This window comes from Flavobacterium fontis, assembly GCF_900129405.1.
Lineage (GTDB): Bacteria > Bacteroidota > Bacteroidia > Flavobacteriales > Flavobacteriaceae > Flavobacterium > Flavobacterium fontis.
In genome coordinates this window covers 1-18,417 of the sequence record NZ_FQVQ01000005.1, presented here as the reverse complement: position 1 = coordinate 18,417, position 18,417 = coordinate 1, and the positions used below count along the sequence as shown (strand labels likewise).

The following is an 18,417-nucleotide window of genomic DNA, read 5'->3' as shown; positions in this document are numbered from 1 at the left end:
GGGAATAGGCAACTTATAAAGCCGTCAAAGGGTGCGATTTATTTAATAATTCCAGCACAAGCCACGCGTCCGCCTGCATTACCTGTAGGCTGCGATACAAAATCGTCGGCTTTTTCATGGACAATCAATCCTTTGTTGAGGATGTCTTTATTGGGATCTCCACAGCCAATACACCATTGATCGGTGGCAAATTCAACCGTAGCATTCCCTTGGGCATCGGCGGTAAAATTGCCAATATCTCCTTTGTGGTATTCGCCTTCGCCCCATTTTCCGTGTTTGGAGAAAGTCGGATTCCAATGTCCTCCCGCCGAAGTCGCATCCGCGGCCGAACAATCGGCTTTTTCATGAATATGAATGGCATGCACCCCAGGTTGAAGTCCGCTGAGGGAAACCTTCAACTGAACGGTTCCTTTTTTTTCAGTAAAAAGGGCTGTGCCAGCAACAACGCTATTGCTTTTGGGTTGCAAGGCAATCGTTACGGTTTTGTCGGGTTCGGTTGAAGACTTACAAGAAATAAGCAAGCCCGTTAATACCAATAGGCGAAGTATCGAGATTTTCATCTTTTTTATTTCAAAGATATTAATTCCTAGCATGCGCTTGGGTTTCTAATTCCAAAAAAAACCGCCTCTCTAAAGAAAGACGGTTTTCAAACAATTAAACGTAACTAATAAATTAAAAACAATAGCCGTTGGCGGCAATCAATTTTTCAGCAATGGTTTCGCGTAAAGCCACCACGTTGGGCATGTTGGTGTATTTGGTAAAACGACGTAGGCCCATTAACATCATGCGTTGTTCATCGCCTTCAGCAAAAGAAATAATGCCTTCTTTTCCTTTGGTATATACGGTGTCTACTGCATTGTATAAATACAATTGCGCCATGGCAATTTGCTCTTTACAGCTATCCGCACCGTTTTTCTTCGCCATTTTTTCGACCCGTAAAACGGTACTTTCTGCCATGTAGATCTCAATCAACATATCAGAGGCTGCCATCAATAATTGCTGGTGTTTTTCCAAATCGGGACCGTATTTTTGAACGGCCGCACCCGCCACCATTAAGAAGGCTTTTTTCAATTTGCCGATCAATTCTTTTTCCTCACTAAACAATTCTGAATAATCAGGGGTGTCAAATGATGGAATACCCATCAATTCTTCTTGCACTTTCATGGCAGGTGTAATCAAATCCACATGACCTTTCATGGCTTTTTTGATCAACATACCCACCGAAAGCATGCGGTTGATTTCGTTGGTTCCTTCGTAGATACGGGCAATACGGGCATCACGCCAAGCACTTTCCATCGGTGTGTCTTCTGAGAAGCCCATCCCGCCGTAGACTTGGATACCCTCGTCGGCACAGTTTTGAGCATCTTCGGAAACGGCTACTTTGAGGATTGAACACTCAATGGCAAATTCTTCTACGCCTTTTAATTCGGCTTCTTGATGGGATGCTCCCTCGCTTTCGCGAATCGCAATACGGTTTTGAATATCAAATGCCGCGCGGTAGGTTGCACTTTCACCGGCAAAAGCAGAAGTCGCCATGTTGGCTAATTTTTGACGAATCGCCCCGAAAGAAGCAATCGGCACATTGAATTGGAAACGTTCATTGGCATACCCTACGGCATTGTTGGCCAAACGACGTTGTGCATCCAAACAAGCTGCGGCCAATTTGATACGACCCACATTCAAGGCGTTCATAGCGATTTTGAATCCTTCGCCACGACCGGCCAACATGTTTTCAACGGGCACTAAGGTTTCGTTGAAAAATACCTGACGAGTAGAGGAGGAGCGAATCCCTAGTTTGTGTTCTTCTTCACCCAATGAAATTCCGTTATTCGGGTCATTTTCTACAATAAATCCCGTGATGTTTTTATCGTCTTCAATGCGGGCAAACACGATGAAAAGGGAACAAAATCCGGCATTGGAAATCCACATTTTTTGTCCTGTAATTTTATAATGTTTGCCATCTGCGGTTAGTTCCGCTTTGGTTTTCCCTGAATTGGCATCCGATCCCGCACCCGGTTCGGTCAAGCAATACGCGCCAAACCATTCGCCAGAAGCCAATTTTGGGACATACTTTTTCTTTTGCTCGTCGGTTCCATACAAGGTAATGGGCATCGTACCGATTCCGGTATGCGCACCAAAAGCAGTTGAAAACGATCCGGTAGCGCCTGAAATGTAATCACAAACCAAACAGGTATCGACAAATCCCATGCCCATACCTCCATATTCGGCAGGCACGGCCACACTCAAAAAGCCCATTTCACCCGCTTTACGCATTACTTCTTCGGTGAAGGCATAATCTTTTTGTTCAAAGCGCACTTTATTCGCCCAAATTTCTTTGTCAACGAACTCTTTTACAGCATCGCGCATCATCACTTGTTCTTCTGAAAAATCTTCTGGAGTGAAGATGTTTTCACACGGGGTTTCTTTAACGAGGAATTGACCACCTCTAGTAATATCTGCCATGATAGGATATTTTTTATTTTAAATTTTATTTTAGAAAAAAGAAGAAAGAAGCAAGAGAAAAGACTAAGAACTAAGCTTAGTAATAAGACCACTAATCATTTTTTGTAATTCGATGATTTTATTTTCTATTTCAATTGTTTTTTCTTCAGTTAAATATTTTTTTTGATTTGCTATTAGTAATTGCGTTTGTAATTCGAATGAAGAGCCCAGACTTATATTCAAAAAATGAACAAAATGCTGATCTCCCCGATTGGAGCCTTCTGCAATGTTTGAAGGTATTGAAACCGCTGCACGATTCATTTGACTCGCCAAACCATAATTTTCAAACTTTGGAAATTCTAAACAAATGGAATGAATATCAAAAGTGATTTCCATTGAAAGTGTCCAGATTTTCAAGTTTTTAAAATTATGTTTCATACATTCTTGATACTCTTTCTTCTTGCTTCTTTGCTCTTTCTTCTATAACAATTCATAGATTCCCGCGGCACCTTGTCCCGTTCCTACACACATCGAAACAATACCGTATTTGCTACCGCGTTGTTTCATTTCGTCGAAGAGTTGGACCGAAAGTTTGGCGCCGGTACAACCCAGTGGGTGACCCAAAGCAATCGCACCACCGTTGACATTCACGATTTCTGGATTGATGTCCAATTCGCGGATTACTGCCAACGATTGGGAAGCAAAGGCTTCGTTCAATTCAATCAGGTCGATGTCTTTCAATTGCAATCCTGCTTGCTGTAAGGCTTTCGGAATCGCTTTCACCGGACCGATACCCATAATTCGGGGTTCGACCCCTGCCGCGGCATAACTCACCATACGCGCAATAGGTTCCAAGTTGAGTTCTTTCACTAAGGCTTCGCTCATAATCATCACAAAAGCAGCGCCATCGCTCATTTGTGAGGCATTACCTGCGGTTACACTTCCGTCAGCGGCAAATACAGGTCGTAATTTGGCCAGCGCTTCTAGATTGGTATCGGCTCGCGGACCCTCATCTTGAGTTACCGTATAATTTTTGGTTTCTTTTTTCCCTGCTTCGTTGATAAAAGTATGTTCAACGGTAATGGGCACAATTTGATTGGCAAAGCGACCCTCTTGTTGGGCTTTGTTCGCTTTTTGGTGCGAAGCATAGGCAAAAGCATCTTGGTCTTCGCGGGAAACGTTGAACTGTTTCGCTACGGCTTCAGCGGTGAGTCCCATGCCCCAGTAATAATCTTCATGTCCCGCGGCTGCCACTTTGTAATCGGGAGTAGGTTTGTACCCACCCATCGGAATGTAGCTCATGCTTTCAGCACCACCCGCGATGATACAGTCGGCCATGCCACTCTGAATTTTCGCTACCGCCATACTGATGGTTTCCACACCCGAGGCGCAATACCGGTTTACGGTTACCCCAGGAACATCGGTCACTTTTAATCCCATTAAGGAAATTAATCGTCCCATGTTGAGACCTTGTTCCGCTTCGGGCATAGCATTACCCACCATCACATCATCGATGCGGGCACGGTCAAAATCGGGTAATTGCTGCATTAAATATTCTATGGTTTCCGCCGCCAATTCATCCGGACGTTTGAATCGGAATAAACCTTTCGGGGCTTTCCCTACTGCGGTGCGGTATCCTTTAACGATATAAGCTGTCTTCATTGCTATTGTGAATTTTGAATTTTAAATTTTAAATGATTTACATAAGACATTTATAATTTAAAATTCAACATTTAAATTATTAATTACGTAGTGGTTTTCCTTTGGTCAACATAAATTGAATACGTTCCAGCGTCTTGCGTTCGGTACACAAACTCAAGAAGGCTTCACGTTCGATATCCAATAAATACTGTTCAGAAACCAAAGTTGGTTCCGATAAGTCCCCACCAGCCATGACGTAGGCCAGTTTATTCGCAATTTTGCGGTCATGTTCCGAAATGTACTGACCCGCGACCATTTGATCGGTGCCTACCAAGAACATCCCAAGCGCTTGTTTTCCAAGTACTTTAATGTCTTTGCGTTCTACCGGTTGGGTATAGCCTTGTTCGGCCATTTGCAACGCAATTTGTTTTGCCGTAGCTATTTGACGATCGCGGTTCACCACTACGATATCTTTTCCTTTTTGTAAAATACCAAGGTCAAAGGCTTCGTAGGCAGAAGTTGCCACTTTTGCCATACCAATAGTTAAGAAATACTCTTGCAACACATTCAATTCCACATCATTTTTACGGAATAGGTCGGCAGCACGCAAGGTCATTTCTTTCGAACCACCACCGCCAGGGATTACCCCAACACCAAATTCTACCAATCCGATATAGGTTTCTGCGGCTGCGACCACGCGGTCGGCATGTAAAGTCATTTCACATCCACCTCCCAAGGTCATGCCATGTGGCGCCACAACTACAGGAATCGAAGAATAACGGCAACGCATCATTGTATTTTGGAACAGTTTGATGGCCATATTCAATTCGTCGTATTCTTGTTCGACCGCCATCATGAAAATCATTCCGATGTTGGCACCTACAGAGAAATTAGCCCCTTGGTTCCCAATGACTAATCCGTGGTATTCTTTTTCGGCCAAATCGATGGCTTTGTTGATTCCGGTTAAAACGCCACCGCCAATGGTATTCATTTTGGAGTGGAATTCTAAGTTCAAAATCCCGTCACCCAAATGGAAGAGCGTGCAATCACTGTTGCCCCATACTTTTTGAGTATCACGGATATTATCGAGGATGATAAAGCTCTCTTGGCCTGGTTTTTTGACATAGGATTTAGAAGCACTATCATAGAAATACGTCGCCCCATTTTTTACGGTGTAAAAGGAAGTCGAACCCGAAGCGATCATTTCGTTGACCCAAGCGGCGGGTTGGTAGCCTTCATTTTGCATGATTTCAATCGCCTTCGCTACTCCGATGGCATCCCAAATTTCGAAGGGTCCATTTTCCCAACCGAAACCGGCTTTCATGGCATCGTCAATTTTATATAACTCGTCAGAAATCTCGGGAATACGGTTGGATACATAAGCAAACATGGCCGAAAAATTCTTGCGGTAGAAGTCGCCAGCTTTGTCTTTTCCTTTCACCAAAACTTTAAAACGATCAATCGGTTTATCAATGGTTTTGGTCAGTTCCAACGTGGCAAACGATGTTTTTTTATTCGGACGGTATTCCAAGGTATCCAAATCCAACGATAGAATATCTTTGCCTTCTTTTTTGTAAAACCCTTGCTTGGTTTTGCTGCCCAACCACTGGTTTTCCATCATTTTCTTAATGAACTCGGGCAATTGGAACAAATCGTGTGCTTCATCGTTCGGACAGTTGTCATACAATCCATTGGCCACATGCACTAAGGTGTCAAGACCCACAACATCGACAGTACGGAAAGTAGCCGATTTCGGGCGACCAATCACGGGACCAGTTAATTTGTCCACTTCTTCGATGGTCAAGCCTAATTCTTTGACTTGGTGGAACAAACTCATGATCCCGAATATTCCGATACGGTTACCGATGAAGGCAGGCGTATCTTTGGCGATGACCGAGGTTTTTCCAAGGAATTTAGAACCGTATTCAAACAAGAAGTCAATCACCTCGGGACTCGTTTGCGGTCCGGGAATAACTTCAAACAATTTCAAGTAACGGGCAGGGTTGAAAAAGTGCGTCCCACAGAAATGCGCTTGGAAGTCGGCACTGCGTCCTTCACTCATAAACTGAATCGGAATCCCAGACGTGTTGGAAGTCACTAAGGTTCCCGGTTTACGGTACTTGTCGATTTGTTCGAACACCAATTTTTTGATGTCCAATCGTTCCACTACCACTTCGATTACCCAATCACAAGTAGCGATTTTGGCCATGTCGTCGGTGGTATTTCCTGTGGTGATGCGGGAAGCGAACTTTTGACTGTAAATCGGGGAGGGGTTCGATTTTAACGCGTTGGCCAAGTGGTCGTTGACCAATCGGTTACGAACGGCTTTGCTTTCTAAAGTAAGCCCTTTCTTTTCTTCGGCAGGAGTCAACGCATTGGGCACAATGTCCAACAGTAAAACCTCCAGTCCAATATTGGCAAAATGGCACGCAATGCCCGATCCCATTATTCCGGATCCTACAACGGCCACTTTTTTAATGATTCGTTTCATAGATAGGTGTGCTATGGAGTTGGTTTTTAAAATATTTTTTTCTCAGCAATCAAGTCATTTATGAGCTCGGTAACTTGCATAAAATGGGCAAGTTGAACGTCGGTTACATGCTGTCGTACCACTTCGTTAAACCGTAATACGGTGTTCTTCGACAGTTCGCGTTTGGACTTTCCTTCTTCCGTCAAAAAAATCAACACCCCACGGCCGTCCTCAGGATTTTTCTCGCGGTAAATCAATCCCCGATCCTCAAGGGTTTTCAACGTTCGGGTTAAACTCGTCGGTTCCATTCCCATGCGGTTGCTAATGTAGGAGGAAGGCGTACCCTCTTCTTTATCAATGCTCAATAAGGCAAATCCTACTGCCATTGAGGCATCGTATTTCGACGCTTCTTCATTGTACATCCGCGCTACCGCTTGCCATGTCGCCCGAAGAGCGTAATCAATGGTTTTTTCTTTCATAAAGGTTAGGTTACGAAATCGATTTCAAAAATACTAAAAAATACTATGCACGCATAATAAATGACAAAAAAATTATGCGCGCATACAAATTATTGTGGAATTTGTAAAAAAGGAGTCATACATACAGGGGTGAGATGATAATTAGCATAAATTCTAACTTTCAGTTGATGATTTTATTGATTTTTAACAAATTTAAGACAAGGGCGTGCCCCTACGGGTCGCGTCTTTCGCTGTATCTTGGGTTTCGTCGCCTCAACCCAAGGATGCCGCTTCAACCGCTCACGCCGATCTTTCTAAGTGCGTTTTTCTAAAATTATCGTACCTTGCCGTTTTATACCAATGACTTTTTTAGACGTTTATTTCTTTGCGCAAGCCTTCCATGCCGAACCGCCTTCGCAGTGGCCCGCAGACCGTGTGATCAAATTTGAAAAACGCCTGCGTCTTGAAAGTCAACTCGCCGCCACTTCCGAGAGTGTCAACGCGCAAGCCCAGTTTTTGGAAGTCCTCAAAACGCATCGTCCTATTCTCGCTTTTCTCGATGCACATCCCGAATTTGCGCATCATTTTCGTCAAAATACCAATTTGCTGCAAACGTATCCCGATCCCGATTATGAACCTTTCGGCTGGAGTAGCTTGGTGGCCGATGTCGAAGCTTTTCTCACCCCCGATTGGGAAGCCTTCGTGGCCGAGGAGTTTGAAGCCGAACGCTTTTATTACCTGAAATTCACCTGGCGTTATGTCGATATCATGCCTGCGGGAGTGCGTCGTTTGCTTGTAAATAAATTGGAATCAAAATTGGAATCCTACCGATTGGCTACGACCACCTCAAAGGTTGACGTAGAAGAGCGTTTGTTTGCCTACTATGCCGAATTGGCTGAAAAAATAGGGGAGAAAAAGTTAATTCAATTGGTACAACACATTCGCAGGCAACAACACGAGCAACTGCGGGATATTCTAGAAAGTGTCAACAAACCCGGAATCGTAAACTTTTTTGAAATCCTATTTGGAGGTTTTTTCTACCTGTTTTACCATCCTACCGATCCTCAAGAGCAGCGCAAACGCAAGCGGGTCATGGGTGATTTTAAGTTTACACTCATCATTTTGGGGGTCATCGGAATCCTCATCGCGGGAGCAGCCTTTTATGGCGAGCAGAAAAAGACAGAAATCAGAAATAGACAGGAGCTAGAAAAATTGGGATTTTATCCGTCGCTGTATTACTATGATAAAAATGGCGTTCGATTGGGCCCCCCTTATCCCGATACGCTGCAAACGGGTTACGATTTTTTCCAAAAACGGAGGCTGCCACCTGCTCCTTCCGGGCTAACGTTTATCAATACAACTCCCTTTGAGGTACTTCTTTTTTCGGATGCAAACGTTATCAATACCTTTTTCAAAGCCGAAGAAAAACGCCAAGCCGCGCGCCATTGTGTGTGGGTAGCGCCACGCGATACACTGCATTGGGACACCCATGGCATTCCTTTTCATCTCTATGTTGGCAAAAAAATCAGTCCCACCATCCAGGGAAAGGAAACGTGGATGCCTCGCTTTCAATATCCCAGCGATCAGGTGTTACGCTATACGCCCTATCCGATTGAGATTAACAACGGATTTATGGAGTTTTTAGGAAACAATTACAGCATGATTCTCCGTGCAGATCGTGCCTTTTATGCCAACGGGCAGCAAAAATTTCGCGATACGGTATTTAAATTGTTTTAAGTTTTTCCTGATACTTCGAGGGAAGGTTGCGGATTTCTTACGGATTGCCGTACTTTGTCAAAAAAGCCATGCATCTTTTTGTGTACAAATGTTGGCTCCTGCTTCGGAGCATCTTTCGGCCGCGCCTTACCGATTTTTCGGCCATTGTAACGCATACCTATTGGGTAACCCCTTTTGATTTGGATGAATATTTCCACATGAACAATGCACGCTATCTTAATTACATGGAATTAGGACGGTTTGATTTGGTCATTCGCAGTGGCTTTTTTCGCTATGCGTTCAAACATAAAATCATGGCCCCGGTCGTGAATACCACAATTGTGTATCGCCGTTCGTTGCAACTGTTTCAGAAGTTCACGGTTTCCAACCAACTGGTCTATTGGGATGAACATAAATTATTTGTCGAATCGGTCATCACCCGAAAAGGGAAACTTTACTGTGTAGCTTTAAAAGAATTGCGTATGGTGCAAAAAGGAAAGGCAACCCCGTTGGATACCGTCATGCAAGGCATGGGCATTTCTCTACCGGAGTTGCCTTTTTCAAGCGAATTAATTCAGGACAAACAAGCCCTAATCAAACAGCTTTTACGTCACGCAGAACAAAAATTTGAAGGGAGAAACGATTAGTCCCAACGGCTGTTTTTAGACACTGCTAGCGCTCCACCGCCCGTAAAAAATAACGCCAAGGCACCTACCAAATACAGCGCGAGCAATTCCAAAGCATAACCCCCGTATTCATTCAATTTTAAAATATCGGTCGAATGCGCAATCGCTACCGCAGCGATACAATTGATGCCAAAGATCAAAGCCGCCAATCGGGTGCGATACCCCAACACGATCGCCAAAGGAGCTAATAATTCACCCAAATAAACGCCATAAGCCAAAGGACCTACTGCTTCTTCAATAAAGTCAATTCCGTGTTCCAATTTGGCCACGCCGTGAAACAGCATGAGTCCGCCTACCGCCAAACGAAGGATAAGCAAACCTAAGTGATGATTTCGTTCTAACATAGTTATTAGTATTGGTTATGACCTAAAGATACAAAAAAGTTGCAACAGGTTGTGCTATTTTTTAATCAGGAAACGCCAAAAGCGGCACATCATAAGGAAATGCCAACGCTTTAGGTTCGATAGCATGCTGCAACCAACGCTGTTCATCTTCGCGATGTAAAATTACAGGCATTCGTTTTTTGGTCGAATGAATATAGGCCATAGTGGCATTGGCTTCTGTAGTGAGTAGGGTAAATGTATTGATGATTTCACCCGTTTCGGGATGCTTCCAACAATGGTAAAGTCCGGCAAAAGCAAATAATTCCTCCGTGGCATGAATACGATACCGTTGTTTTGCTTTTCCTTGTCGGTCCAACCATTGCCAGTCAAAATAAGCATTGGCTGGAATAAGGCAACGTTGGTGTAGAATGTCTTTAAAACTCGGTTTTTCGTTCAGGGTTTCCAGTCGTGCATTCAAGGTGTTTTTTCGAAATTCAATGTCTTTGGCCCATGGGGGTAGGAGTCCCCAGCTAAAATTGGTTTGCAGTTGATCGGGGGCAGCATCGGTAATTAAGGCAATCTTTGGGAAACTAAAACCGTTGAAACACTCCGATTGTGGCCACAACGTTTCAGGAGCCGCTTTCGCTTTAAAACGCGCCTCCACTTTGGGCTTGGGGTCTTTCATTTGCATGTAAAAACACATAAAATACCTATTCGATTCGTTACGAATGTACATAAAAAAACACGAACCTAACGATTCGTGTTTTCCACTAACCCAATTCAATATACTTAGCTGAGTTTACCGTTGACCACAGCCACGATAGCACCCATTAAAGCCGAAATAATAAGCATGGTAAGCGTGTCGATTACCATCATTTGAAAATCAAGGGAAGGCTTATTCATGTTCTGGAAAAAGTTGAAGTACAACGTTGTAAACAAACCAATTCCAAATCCAGCTTTGATGCCAGAAACACACCTACCAATGCCCTCGTTGAGTTGGAAAATCCAACCAAATAAAAAACCATAGCACATTGATCCTAAAAAGATAAACGTCAGGTTTTCAGTGCCTTCTTGTTGTGGAAAATAGTCCTTTAAAAGGATGCCGTACGTAATCCAACCCAACAGAAAAAAAGAAATCCCTCCGACGATTCCGCCTCCTAAAAGTCTTTTCAAATTCATAATCAAATAGTTTATTGGTTAACTTCATTAAAATTAAAGGGTTAAAACAATATTTTAACAATTGTAAAATGAAGTTATCAACGGTTTTAAAAGGTAAATTGTTGATAATGAAAACTTCCCTTTTGATTTAAAACCGTCACGCAGGTATTTGTGTAATGCGATAGTTGAAATACAATCGTATGCTGACTTTATCGCCCATTTTTAAAAAGTGTTAATTGCCTTTGTAACCCAAGTTACACAGTAACAATTGTAACTGTACACCCCAAATCCCCGTTCTATTTTTGCTTCATCATAACCGATATACGATGAAAAAAGTACTACTAATTACAACTATGGTTTTGGGAAATGTCTTCGGACTCCAAGCTCAAGATACGGTGTCCATTTCCAAAAGTTCGTTACTCGAAAAAGTAACCCAAAACCTTCAATTAAAAATAGCCAACCAAAATTATCAATCGGCTAAAGCGGAATACAAACAAACCCGCGCGCTCTTTTTGCCCAACATCTCAGCCTCACAAACGGCGATGGTCACAACCAATCCGTTGATGGCTTTTGGATCGAAATTGAATCAGGAGATTTTAACCCCGATGGATTTTGACCCCAATCTTTTGAACAATCCCAAACGAACCCAAAATTTCGCCACACAAATTGAAATTCAACAACCTTTAATTAATCTGGACGGTTGGATGGGACGAAAAGCCGCCAAAGCCAAAATGGATGCCTATGGATTGCAAACCCAACGTACCCAAGAGTATTTACAATTAGAAGTTCAAAAAGCTTACATGCTTTTGCAATTGGCCTATAAAGCAGTGGGTGTGATGCAAAAAGCCGATGGTACCGCTCAAGCCAATTTGAAATTGGTCGAAAATTATTTTAATAATGGCATGCTCCAAAAAACCGATGTTTTAAATGTACAAGTGCGGGTCAACGAAATCAAAAACCAATTAGCTGCCGCACGTTCCAATGTACAAAATGCTTCCGATTACCTCGCATTTCTTTTGAACGAAGACGTAAAAGGAACATACAAGCCTTCCGAAACTTTAGAAGCTAATTTTTCTGCTACAGAAATTGCTAAGGTGCTCAATGAAAACAGAACGGATATTCAAGCTTACCAAAAAACAACAGAAGCCTATAAGAATATGCTTAAAATGCAACAAATGAGCTTGCTTCCTCGCTTGAATGCTTTTGGAAATTACCAACTCTACGATCGTACAATCATGGGGTTTCAAGCCAATGGTTACCTATTGGGAGCACAATTGTCTTGGAATCTTTTTGACGGCATGAAATCCTATGGAAAAATCGATAAAGCCAAAGCCGATTTTCAAAAAGCCGAAACCGAAGCCGATCAATACAAAAAACAAAGTCAGCTCGAACTCCAAAAAGCGGTTCGTCAATTTCAAGATGCCAAAAACAAATTGACCAATGCACAGTTGGCATGGGAACAATCCAAAGAAGCCTACCGCATTCGTCAAAATCGATTTGCACAAGGATTGGAAAAAACAACGGATGTTCTTCAATCCGAAACCTTGATGTACCAAAAAGAACTTGAATACCAACAAACCGTTTTCGAAGTGCAATTTACCCAACTGTATCTTCAATTTTTAAATTAACTACTAGCTAAAAAATTGAAATACAATGGAAAAGAATCAAACACTAAAACCAAAACTCATGAAAAAAATACAAATCATAACCGTGATGTCCGGACTCTTATTCTTGGCATCTTGTGGTCAAGAAACCAAAAAAATCAATATTGAAGCTGCCATTCCTGTTACCTTATCAGGAGAATTAACAACTTCAAATGCTGATTTTGTAACGGCAAGTGGAAAAATTGAAGCCGTTAGTAGTGCCAATGTCAGTACCCGAATGATGGGCTATGTGACCAAAGTTCATGTGAAAATGGGCCAACGAGTTGCCGCAGGTCAGTTGCTCGTGAGCATTAACAACACCGATTTACAAGCCAAAAAGGCTCAAGTCGATGCCGCTATTCTTCAAGCCAATGCCGCTTATCAAAACGCAAAAAAAGATTATGAACGGTTTCAAAATTTGTTCCAACAGCAATCCGCTTCCCAAAAGGAATTGGACGATATGACATCGCGTTATGAAATGGCCAAAGCCGGACTCGAGGGCGCGAAACAAATGCGTAATGAAGTGATGGCGCAGTTTAGTTATGCCAACATCACCGCTCCATTCGCTGGAGAAGTAACAGGAACGTTTGTGAAAGAAGGCGATATGGCCAATCCCGGTATGCCTTTAGTAAGTGTGGAAGGCGGCAAAGCCTTGCAAGTGACCGCTATGGTGGCTGAAAATGCAATTGCCAACATCCACAACGGAATGCAAGCAACTATCCAAGTGAAATCCATCAACAAAACGGTGAAAGGAACCGTAACTGAAGTTTCTGCTTCAGCCAAAAATACAGGCGGTCAATATTTGGTGAAAATCAACCTCTCTACAACCGACACGTCAATTAAATCGGGCATGTTCGCTCATGTACAATTTCCAACTGCAAAAGCAGCGCGAGTTGAAACAAAAGCAGCAACGGTAACTGTTCCCGAATCGGCTTTAGTTCGACAAGGACAATTGATCGGAATTTACACCGTAAGCGCTCAAAAACGCGCCGTATTGCGTTGGATTCGTATCGGAAAAACCTTTGGAAATCAAGTAGAAGTATTGTCCGGACTTTCGAGTGATGAACCCTATATAGTGTCGGCTCAAGGACGATTGTATAACGGCGTACCCGTATCGGTACAATAAACGGAGAAATCATGAAAGAAGGAATTTCAGGTAAAATCGCCCACTTTTTTATCCATTCAAAGTTGACCGTACTCTTGATGGTGGCTTTGATGATTATTGGAGTGTACAGTTCGTTTCTTATTCCGCGCGAAGAGGAACCACAAATCAATGTGCCCATGGCCGATGTCATGGTAGGGTATCCCGGAGCCAGTTCCGCCGAAGTGGAAAGTCGGGTCATCAAACCTTTAGAAAAAATTATTGGGAATATTAAAGGGGTCGAACATATTCACAGTATGGCGATGAACGGCCAAGGAATGATCATTGTGCAGTTTTTTGTGGGACAAGATATCGAACGTTCCTATGTGAAATTGTATGACGAATTGATGAAACACGAACATGAGTTTCCACAAGGCGTCTTCAAACCTATTGTAAAAACCCGATCCATTGATGATGTACCGATGCTCGGACTCACGCTTTGGAGTGAAAAATACAATGATTTTGAATTGCGTCAAATTGCCGAGGAACTGACTTCCGAAATCGAGAAAGTTAAAGACGTTGCCATCACCAAAGAAATAGGTGGTCGTAATAGGGAAGTGAAAGTTGTTTTGGACAAAGATAAAATGGCCGAAACGGGGGTTGACCCGTTGAACATCATGCAAATGATTCAGGCCAACAACGGCAGTTCACAATCGGGAGCTGTGGTGCATGGTGACCAAGAATATTTAGTGACTACAGGCCAGTTTTTACAAACGGCAGAAGATATTGAAGATTTAGTTGTTGGGGTACACCAAAATATGCCCGTATATTTAAAACAAGTGGCAACGGTGGAGGACGGCCCTTCAACACCACGCAGTTATGTTTCTTTTGGTTATGGCAAAGCCAATGAAAAAGTAAAAGCCAATCCCTCGGATTATCCGGCAGTTACCCTTTCTGTTGCCAAAGTCAAAGGTGCTGATGCGATGAAAATTTCAGAGAAAATCATTGCCAAAGTCGATGCCCTCAAAAAGACAATTATTCCCAACGATGTCCATGTAGAAGTGACCCGTAATTACGGAGAAACCGCATCCCACAAAGTAGGGGAGTTGCTCATGCACTTGGGAATCGCCATTATCGCAGTAACGGTTTTAGTCATGTTGGCCATGGGATGGCGTGGTGGTTTGGTGGTGTTCTTATCGGTGCCGCTAACGTTTGCCCTTACCTTATTCAGCTACTATTTGTTAGGATATACACTTAATAGAATTACCTTATTTGCTTTGGTTTTTGTGGTCGGAATTGTAGTGGATGACAGTATTATCATCGCCGAAAACATGCACCGCCATTTCAAAATGAAGCGATTACCGTTCAAACAAGCCGCCATTTTTGCGATTAACGAAGTCGGTAACCCAACAATTTTAGCGACATTCACCGTAATTGCAGCCATTTTACCGATGGCCTTCGTGTCCGGAATGATGGGGCCTTATATGAGTCCGATGCCCATAGGCGCCTCTATCGCGATGCTTCTTTCATTATTTGTCGCCCTAACTATCACACCGTATTTGGGCTATCATTTTCTCCAAGAAAAAGAGGAAAATGAACACAAAGCTGAGGAAGGATTAGAAACCTCATGGATTTATAAAGTCTACAATAAATTCGAGCGGCCATTCTTGGAAAGTTCGAGAAAACGCCGCTGGATGTTAGGCATCACCGTGCTCTTATTGTTGGGTTCCGTAACGATGTTTTTTACCAAAAGTGTCGCCGTGAAAATGTTGCCTTTTGATAATAAAAATGAATTCCAAGTGGTCATCGATATGCCCGAAGGAACTACGTTGGAACGCACCGCAGCAGTGACCCAAGAAATTGCACAATATTTGTCCACGGTTCCCGAAGTCGTGAATTACCAAAATTATATTGGTACTTCGGCACCGATTACCTTCAACGGATTGGTGCGCCATTACGATATGCGCGGAGGAAGCAATATGGCCGATATTCAAGTGAATTTACTTCACAAAGAAGACCGCGACCCACAAAGTCACGATATCGCCAAACGTGTTCGTCCCGAAATTCTCAAAATCGCCAAACGTTTTGGAGCCAATGTGAAAGTTATCGAAGTGCCACCCGGACCACCCGTATTATCAACTTTAGTGGCCGAAATCTACGGTCCCGATTACAAAGAACAAATCAAAGTGGCCAATCAAGTGAAAACCATACTTCACCAAACACCCGATATTGTTGATATCGACTGGATGGTAGAAGAACCCCAAACGGAGTACCATTTGGAAGTAGACAAAGAAAAAGCCATGCTAAACGGCATTGCTCCCCAACAAATTGTAGGGAATCTCACCTATCTTTTAAAAGAATATCCTGTTTCCAATTTGTATGATGAAACGTCCAATGATAATGTTGGGATTGTGCTGGCTTTAGACGATAAAGACAAAACATCTTTGGAGGATATTGGCGCTTTAAAAATCAAAGGCAGTCGCGGCAATGTGGTACCTGTTAGCGATTTGATTCAAATTAAAAAGGACACTCTTCAGAAAACAATTTACCGCAAAGACCAAAAACGGGTAGTGTATGTTACTGCCGACATGGCGGGCGCACTTGAGAGTCCGGTGTACGCGATTTTAGGCATGAACGAAAAACTCCAAAAAATCAAATTACCTGCGGGTTATGCGGTGTCCGACTTGTACATGGGCCAGCCCGAAGACGAAAGTAATTTCACCGTGAAATGGGACGGGGAGTGGCAAATCACACTCGAAGTTTTCCGTGATCTTGGGGCTGCGTTCTTAGTCGTAATTATTATCATCTACATGTTGATCGTGGGTTGGTTCCAAAACTTCAAAACCCCAATCGTGATGATGTTGGCCATTCCACTTTCCTTAGTCGGAATCGTTTTAGGGCACTGGTTGCTCGGAGCTTTTTTTACTGCAACGTCATTTATTGGTATGATTGCTTTGGCGGGTGTCATGGTTCGAAATTCAGTCTTACTCATCGACTTTATTGAAATCCGTCTCAACGAAGGAATTCCGCTGAAACAAGCTATTATCGATGCAGGAGCCGTGCGCACAACGCCTATTCTGTTAACCACAGGAGCGGTTGTCATCGGGGCTTCGATTATCTTGTTCGACCCGATTTTCCAAGGTCTCGCCATTTCATTGGTAGCGGGAGCCATAGTATCTACGTTACTGACTCTGATCGTCGTACCGTTGATTTATTACATCACCGAACGTAAAAAATGGGAAACTAAGTAATACAAAATTGTCCGTAGTCGACCAACGACTTTACTGCATGCAAAACGAATTGCGAGGGCTGCGGACCTTTTTTTAAAAATTTTTAAATTATGAAACTGATTCTTATTACCGCAATATCCGATTATCAAAAAGCGATACAAGAAGTGTTGAAAAAAATAGGAGTGAAGCACTATTCCTTCCATGATGTTCATGGGTATACCCAAGAATCTCAACAAGAAATTGAAGACAATTGGTTTGGTGCCGAAATTCCATCTACCGATTCCGTTTTGTTCCATATTTTTCTGGAAGATACGCAATACGATGCGCTCACCGAAGCCGTTCAATCCTTAAACGCATCGTTGGATTCCGAATCCAAAGTCCATGTAATTTCTTTAAAAATCGAAAATCACGTATAAAAAATAAGTATGAAAAATAGAATCATTCGCGCCATCGCTGGCAGCTTTATCTTAATCAGTGTGGCATTGGGACTTTTTGTACATCAGTATTGGTTTGGGTTCACCGCCTTTGTTGGCGCCAACTTACTCCAATCCTCCATCACCAAATGGTGCCTTATGGAAGATATCCTTACCAAACTTGGGGTGAAAGACTAAATCATTTGAGAGTGGGAAAGTGGAAGATGTTTAAATAGTGTAGTTAGTAACACCTAAATGCAATGAAATCTATTTAAAACAACTTGACAATTTTCAAATTCATTCATTTTCAAATTTTCAAATGGTTTAGGGCGCTCCCCCTCGCACACTTCCCTGCAAAGGAAAAGTTATTGGACCTCGGGGTCGGGTCGTTCGTTACAATCTTGCCTCCGCTACGCTACGTCAAGGATTTCCACTGCCACCCCTCGCGCGTTTAGAAATTATGAGTTATGAATTATGAATTTTTTAGAAGCAAGAAGAAAGAAACAAGAAGAAAGAGGGGAGCAGTTTATAGAAATTCCCTACTAAATAGTTCAATCATTTTCGGGGCTATACCTTGTGAAACATCGTGAAAACCTAGTGTTACATTGTGCTCCAAAACATATAAAATACATAATTTAAAATTTAAAATAACAAAAAAGCTGCTCGGTTGTACGAGCAGCTTCTATATTTAAAGTCTAGTCACTAATCACTAGTCACTAGTCACTAATCACTAGTCACTAATCACTAGTCACTAGTCACTAGTCACTAATCACTAGTCACTAGTCACTAGCCACTACCTTTTCAACGAAAAATGCGCTCTAAATTCCTTCGCAACATTCCCCTCAAAGTACTCTACCAAGAACCAGTAATCGGTGGCAGGCATCAAGGCACCGTTGTAGGTACCATCCCATCCTGCTGCCGTGGGACTGATCTGCTTTAAGAGTTTTCCATAACGGTCAAAAATGTAAATCTTCGCCGCAGGTTGATTTTGCAAGCCGACAATATTCCACGTTTCGTTGATGCCATCGCCGTTGGGCGTGAAATAATGCGGATAGTCAATAATAGACACCCCACTTAAAATCAGCGGGTCACAACTGTTGGCCAGCCCCCCCTCGGTATCCCATACGGTGATGGTATGCTCACCCATCGGAACATC

At 42.8% G+C, this 18,417-nt stretch carries 17 protein-coding genes; 7 read left to right on the top strand and 10 right to left on the bottom strand.

Going from position 1 to position 18,417, the window contains the following annotated elements:
- Positions 1-38 precede the first annotated feature (38 nt).
- The 6 genes from BUC17_RS05685 to BUC17_RS05660 all read right to left on the bottom strand — a co-directional run bounded on the left by BUC17_RS05685 (position 39) and on the right by BUC17_RS05660 (position 7,032).
- A complete protein-coding gene (locus BUC17_RS05685) occupies positions 39-560 on the bottom strand; it encodes a superoxide dismutase family protein (RefSeq protein WP_073362700.1) in 522 nt (173 codons plus the stop codon).
- Between the two features lie 112 nt (positions 561-672).
- On the bottom strand, positions 673-2,463 hold the full coding sequence (locus BUC17_RS05680) for an acyl-CoA dehydrogenase family protein (protein WP_073362488.1): 1,791 nt from the start codon (positions 2,461-2,463) through the stop codon (positions 673-675).
- 63 nt (positions 2,464-2,526) lie between these two features.
- Complete coding sequence (locus tag BUC17_RS05675; protein WP_073362487.1) at positions 2,527-2,880, bottom strand: four helix bundle protein; 354 nt, start codon at positions 2,878-2,880, stop codon at positions 2,527-2,529.
- 42 nt (positions 2,881-2,922) lie between these two features.
- Positions 2,923-4,104, bottom strand: coding sequence for an acetyl-CoA C-acyltransferase (locus tag BUC17_RS05670; RefSeq protein ID WP_073362485.1), 1,182 nt, complete (start codon positions 4,102-4,104; stop codon positions 2,923-2,925).
- A gap of 79 nt (positions 4,105-4,183) precedes the next feature.
- Positions 4,184-6,574, bottom strand: coding sequence for a 3-hydroxyacyl-CoA dehydrogenase/enoyl-CoA hydratase family protein (locus tag BUC17_RS05665; RefSeq protein ID WP_073362483.1), 2,391 nt, complete (start codon positions 6,572-6,574; stop codon positions 4,184-4,186).
- Between the two features lie 26 nt (positions 6,575-6,600).
- Entirely contained in the window at positions 6,601-7,032 is a 432-nt protein-coding gene (locus BUC17_RS05660) for a MarR family winged helix-turn-helix transcriptional regulator (protein WP_073362482.1), read from the bottom strand.
- A 339-nt stretch (positions 7,033-7,371) separates the two neighbouring features.
- Here BUC17_RS05660 and BUC17_RS05655 point away from each other — a divergent pair, with 339 nt between their 5' ends.
- Together BUC17_RS05655 and BUC17_RS05650 are read left to right on the top strand one after the other, a co-directional pair.
- Positions 7,372-8,748, top strand: a complete 1,377-nt coding sequence (locus BUC17_RS05655; RefSeq protein ID WP_073362480.1) for a hypothetical protein — start codon at positions 7,372-7,374, stop codon at positions 8,746-8,748.
- 68 nt (positions 8,749-8,816) lie between these two features.
- On the top strand, positions 8,817-9,374 hold the full coding sequence (locus BUC17_RS05650; protein ID WP_143161725.1) for an acyl-CoA thioesterase: 558 nt from the start codon (positions 8,817-8,819) through the stop codon (positions 9,372-9,374).
- On the opposite strand, the gene BUC17_RS05645 is transcribed toward BUC17_RS05650, so the two are convergent.
- The 3 genes from BUC17_RS05645 to BUC17_RS05635 form a co-directional block, all read right to left on the bottom strand.
- Positions 9,371-9,757: a DoxX family protein gene (locus tag BUC17_RS05645; protein WP_073362477.1), complete on the bottom strand. Its 387-nt coding sequence runs from the start codon at positions 9,755-9,757 to the stop codon at positions 9,371-9,373. The two genes, BUC17_RS05650 and BUC17_RS05645, sit on opposite strands and share 4 nt — an antisense overlap.
- A gap of 61 nt (positions 9,758-9,818) precedes the next feature.
- Positions 9,819-10,439, bottom strand: a complete 621-nt coding sequence (locus BUC17_RS05640; protein WP_073362475.1) for an SOS response-associated peptidase — start codon at positions 10,437-10,439, stop codon at positions 9,819-9,821.
- 86 nt (positions 10,440-10,525) lie between these two features.
- Positions 10,526-10,915, bottom strand: a complete 390-nt coding sequence (locus BUC17_RS05635; RefSeq protein WP_073362473.1) for a hypothetical protein — start codon at positions 10,913-10,915, stop codon at positions 10,526-10,528.
- Positions 10,916-11,220: 305 nt separating this feature from the next.
- Between BUC17_RS05635 and BUC17_RS05630 the strand changes: the two genes are divergently transcribed.
- The 5 genes from BUC17_RS05630 to BUC17_RS05610 all read left to right on the top strand — a co-directional run bounded on the left by BUC17_RS05630 (position 11,221) and on the right by BUC17_RS05610 (position 17,459).
- On the top strand, positions 11,221-12,522 hold the full coding sequence (locus tag BUC17_RS05630; protein WP_073362471.1) for a TolC family protein: 1,302 nt from the start codon (positions 11,221-11,223) through the stop codon (positions 12,520-12,522).
- A gap of 58 nt (positions 12,523-12,580) precedes the next feature.
- On the top strand, positions 12,581-13,663 hold the full coding sequence (locus BUC17_RS05625) for an efflux RND transporter periplasmic adaptor subunit (RefSeq protein ID WP_073362698.1): 1,083 nt from the start codon (positions 12,581-12,583) through the stop codon (positions 13,661-13,663).
- Between the two features lie 11 nt (positions 13,664-13,674).
- Positions 13,675-16,869: an efflux RND transporter permease subunit gene (locus BUC17_RS05620; RefSeq protein ID WP_073362469.1), complete on the top strand. Its 3,195-nt coding sequence runs from the start codon at positions 13,675-13,677 to the stop codon at positions 16,867-16,869.
- A gap of 89 nt (positions 16,870-16,958) precedes the next feature.
- Positions 16,959-17,264, top strand: coding sequence for a hypothetical protein (locus BUC17_RS05615; RefSeq protein WP_073362467.1), 306 nt, complete (start codon positions 16,959-16,961; stop codon positions 17,262-17,264).
- A 9-nt stretch (positions 17,265-17,273) separates the two neighbouring features.
- Complete coding sequence (locus tag BUC17_RS05610) at positions 17,274-17,459, top strand: YgaP family membrane protein (protein WP_073362466.1); 186 nt, start codon at positions 17,274-17,276, stop codon at positions 17,457-17,459.
- 595 nt (positions 17,460-18,054) lie between these two features.
- Here the strand turns inward: BUC17_RS05610 and BUC17_RS05605 are convergent.
- A partial coding sequence (locus tag BUC17_RS05605) for a T9SS type B sorting domain-containing protein (protein WP_143161723.1) occupies positions 18,055-18,417 on the bottom strand: 363 nt, incomplete at its 5' end.

What these genes read in the sequence shown, in the direction of transcription:
- BUC17_RS05685 (WP_073362700.1), bottom strand. Translation starts at nt 560, where the DNA reads ATGAAAATCTCGATACTTCGCCTATTGGTATTAACGGGCTTGCTTATT.
- BUC17_RS05680 (WP_073362488.1), bottom strand. Translation starts at nt 2,463, where the DNA reads ATGGCAGATATTACTAGAGGTGGTCAATTCCTCGTTAAAGAAACCCCG.
- BUC17_RS05675 (WP_073362487.1), bottom strand. Translation starts at nt 2,880, where the DNA reads ATGAAACATAATTTTAAAAACTTGAAAATCTGGACACTTTCAATGGAA.
- BUC17_RS05670 (WP_073362485.1), bottom strand. Translation starts at nt 4,104, where the DNA reads ATGAAGACAGCTTATATCGTTAAAGGATACCGCACCGCAGTAGGGAAA.
- BUC17_RS05665 (WP_073362483.1), bottom strand. Translation starts at nt 6,574, where the DNA reads ATGAAACGAATCATTAAAAAAGTGGCCGTTGTAGGATCCGGAATAATG.
- BUC17_RS05660 (WP_073362482.1), bottom strand. Translation starts at nt 7,032, where the DNA reads ATGAAAGAAAAAACCATTGATTACGCTCTTCGGGCGACATGGCAAGCG.
- BUC17_RS05655 (WP_073362480.1), top strand. Translation starts at nt 7,372, where the DNA reads ATGACTTTTTTAGACGTTTATTTCTTTGCGCAAGCCTTCCATGCCGAA.
- BUC17_RS05650 (WP_143161725.1), top strand. Translation starts at nt 8,817, where the DNA reads ATGCATCTTTTTGTGTACAAATGTTGGCTCCTGCTTCGGAGCATCTTT.
- BUC17_RS05645 (WP_073362477.1), bottom strand. Translation starts at nt 9,757, where the DNA reads ATGTTAGAACGAAATCATCACTTAGGTTTGCTTATCCTTCGTTTGGCG.
- BUC17_RS05640 (WP_073362475.1), bottom strand. Translation starts at nt 10,439, where the DNA reads ATGTGTTTTTACATGCAAATGAAAGACCCCAAGCCCAAAGTGGAGGCG.
- BUC17_RS05635 (WP_073362473.1), bottom strand. Translation starts at nt 10,915, where the DNA reads ATGAATTTGAAAAGACTTTTAGGAGGCGGAATCGTCGGAGGGATTTCT.
- BUC17_RS05630 (WP_073362471.1), top strand. Translation starts at nt 11,221, where the DNA reads ATGAAAAAAGTACTACTAATTACAACTATGGTTTTGGGAAATGTCTTC.
- BUC17_RS05625 (WP_073362698.1), top strand. Translation starts at nt 12,581, where the DNA reads ATGAAAAAAATACAAATCATAACCGTGATGTCCGGACTCTTATTCTTG.
- BUC17_RS05620 (WP_073362469.1), top strand. Translation starts at nt 13,675, where the DNA reads ATGAAAGAAGGAATTTCAGGTAAAATCGCCCACTTTTTTATCCATTCA.
- BUC17_RS05615 (WP_073362467.1), top strand. Translation starts at nt 16,959, where the DNA reads ATGAAACTGATTCTTATTACCGCAATATCCGATTATCAAAAAGCGATA.
- BUC17_RS05610 (WP_073362466.1), top strand. Translation starts at nt 17,274, where the DNA reads ATGAAAAATAGAATCATTCGCGCCATCGCTGGCAGCTTTATCTTAATC.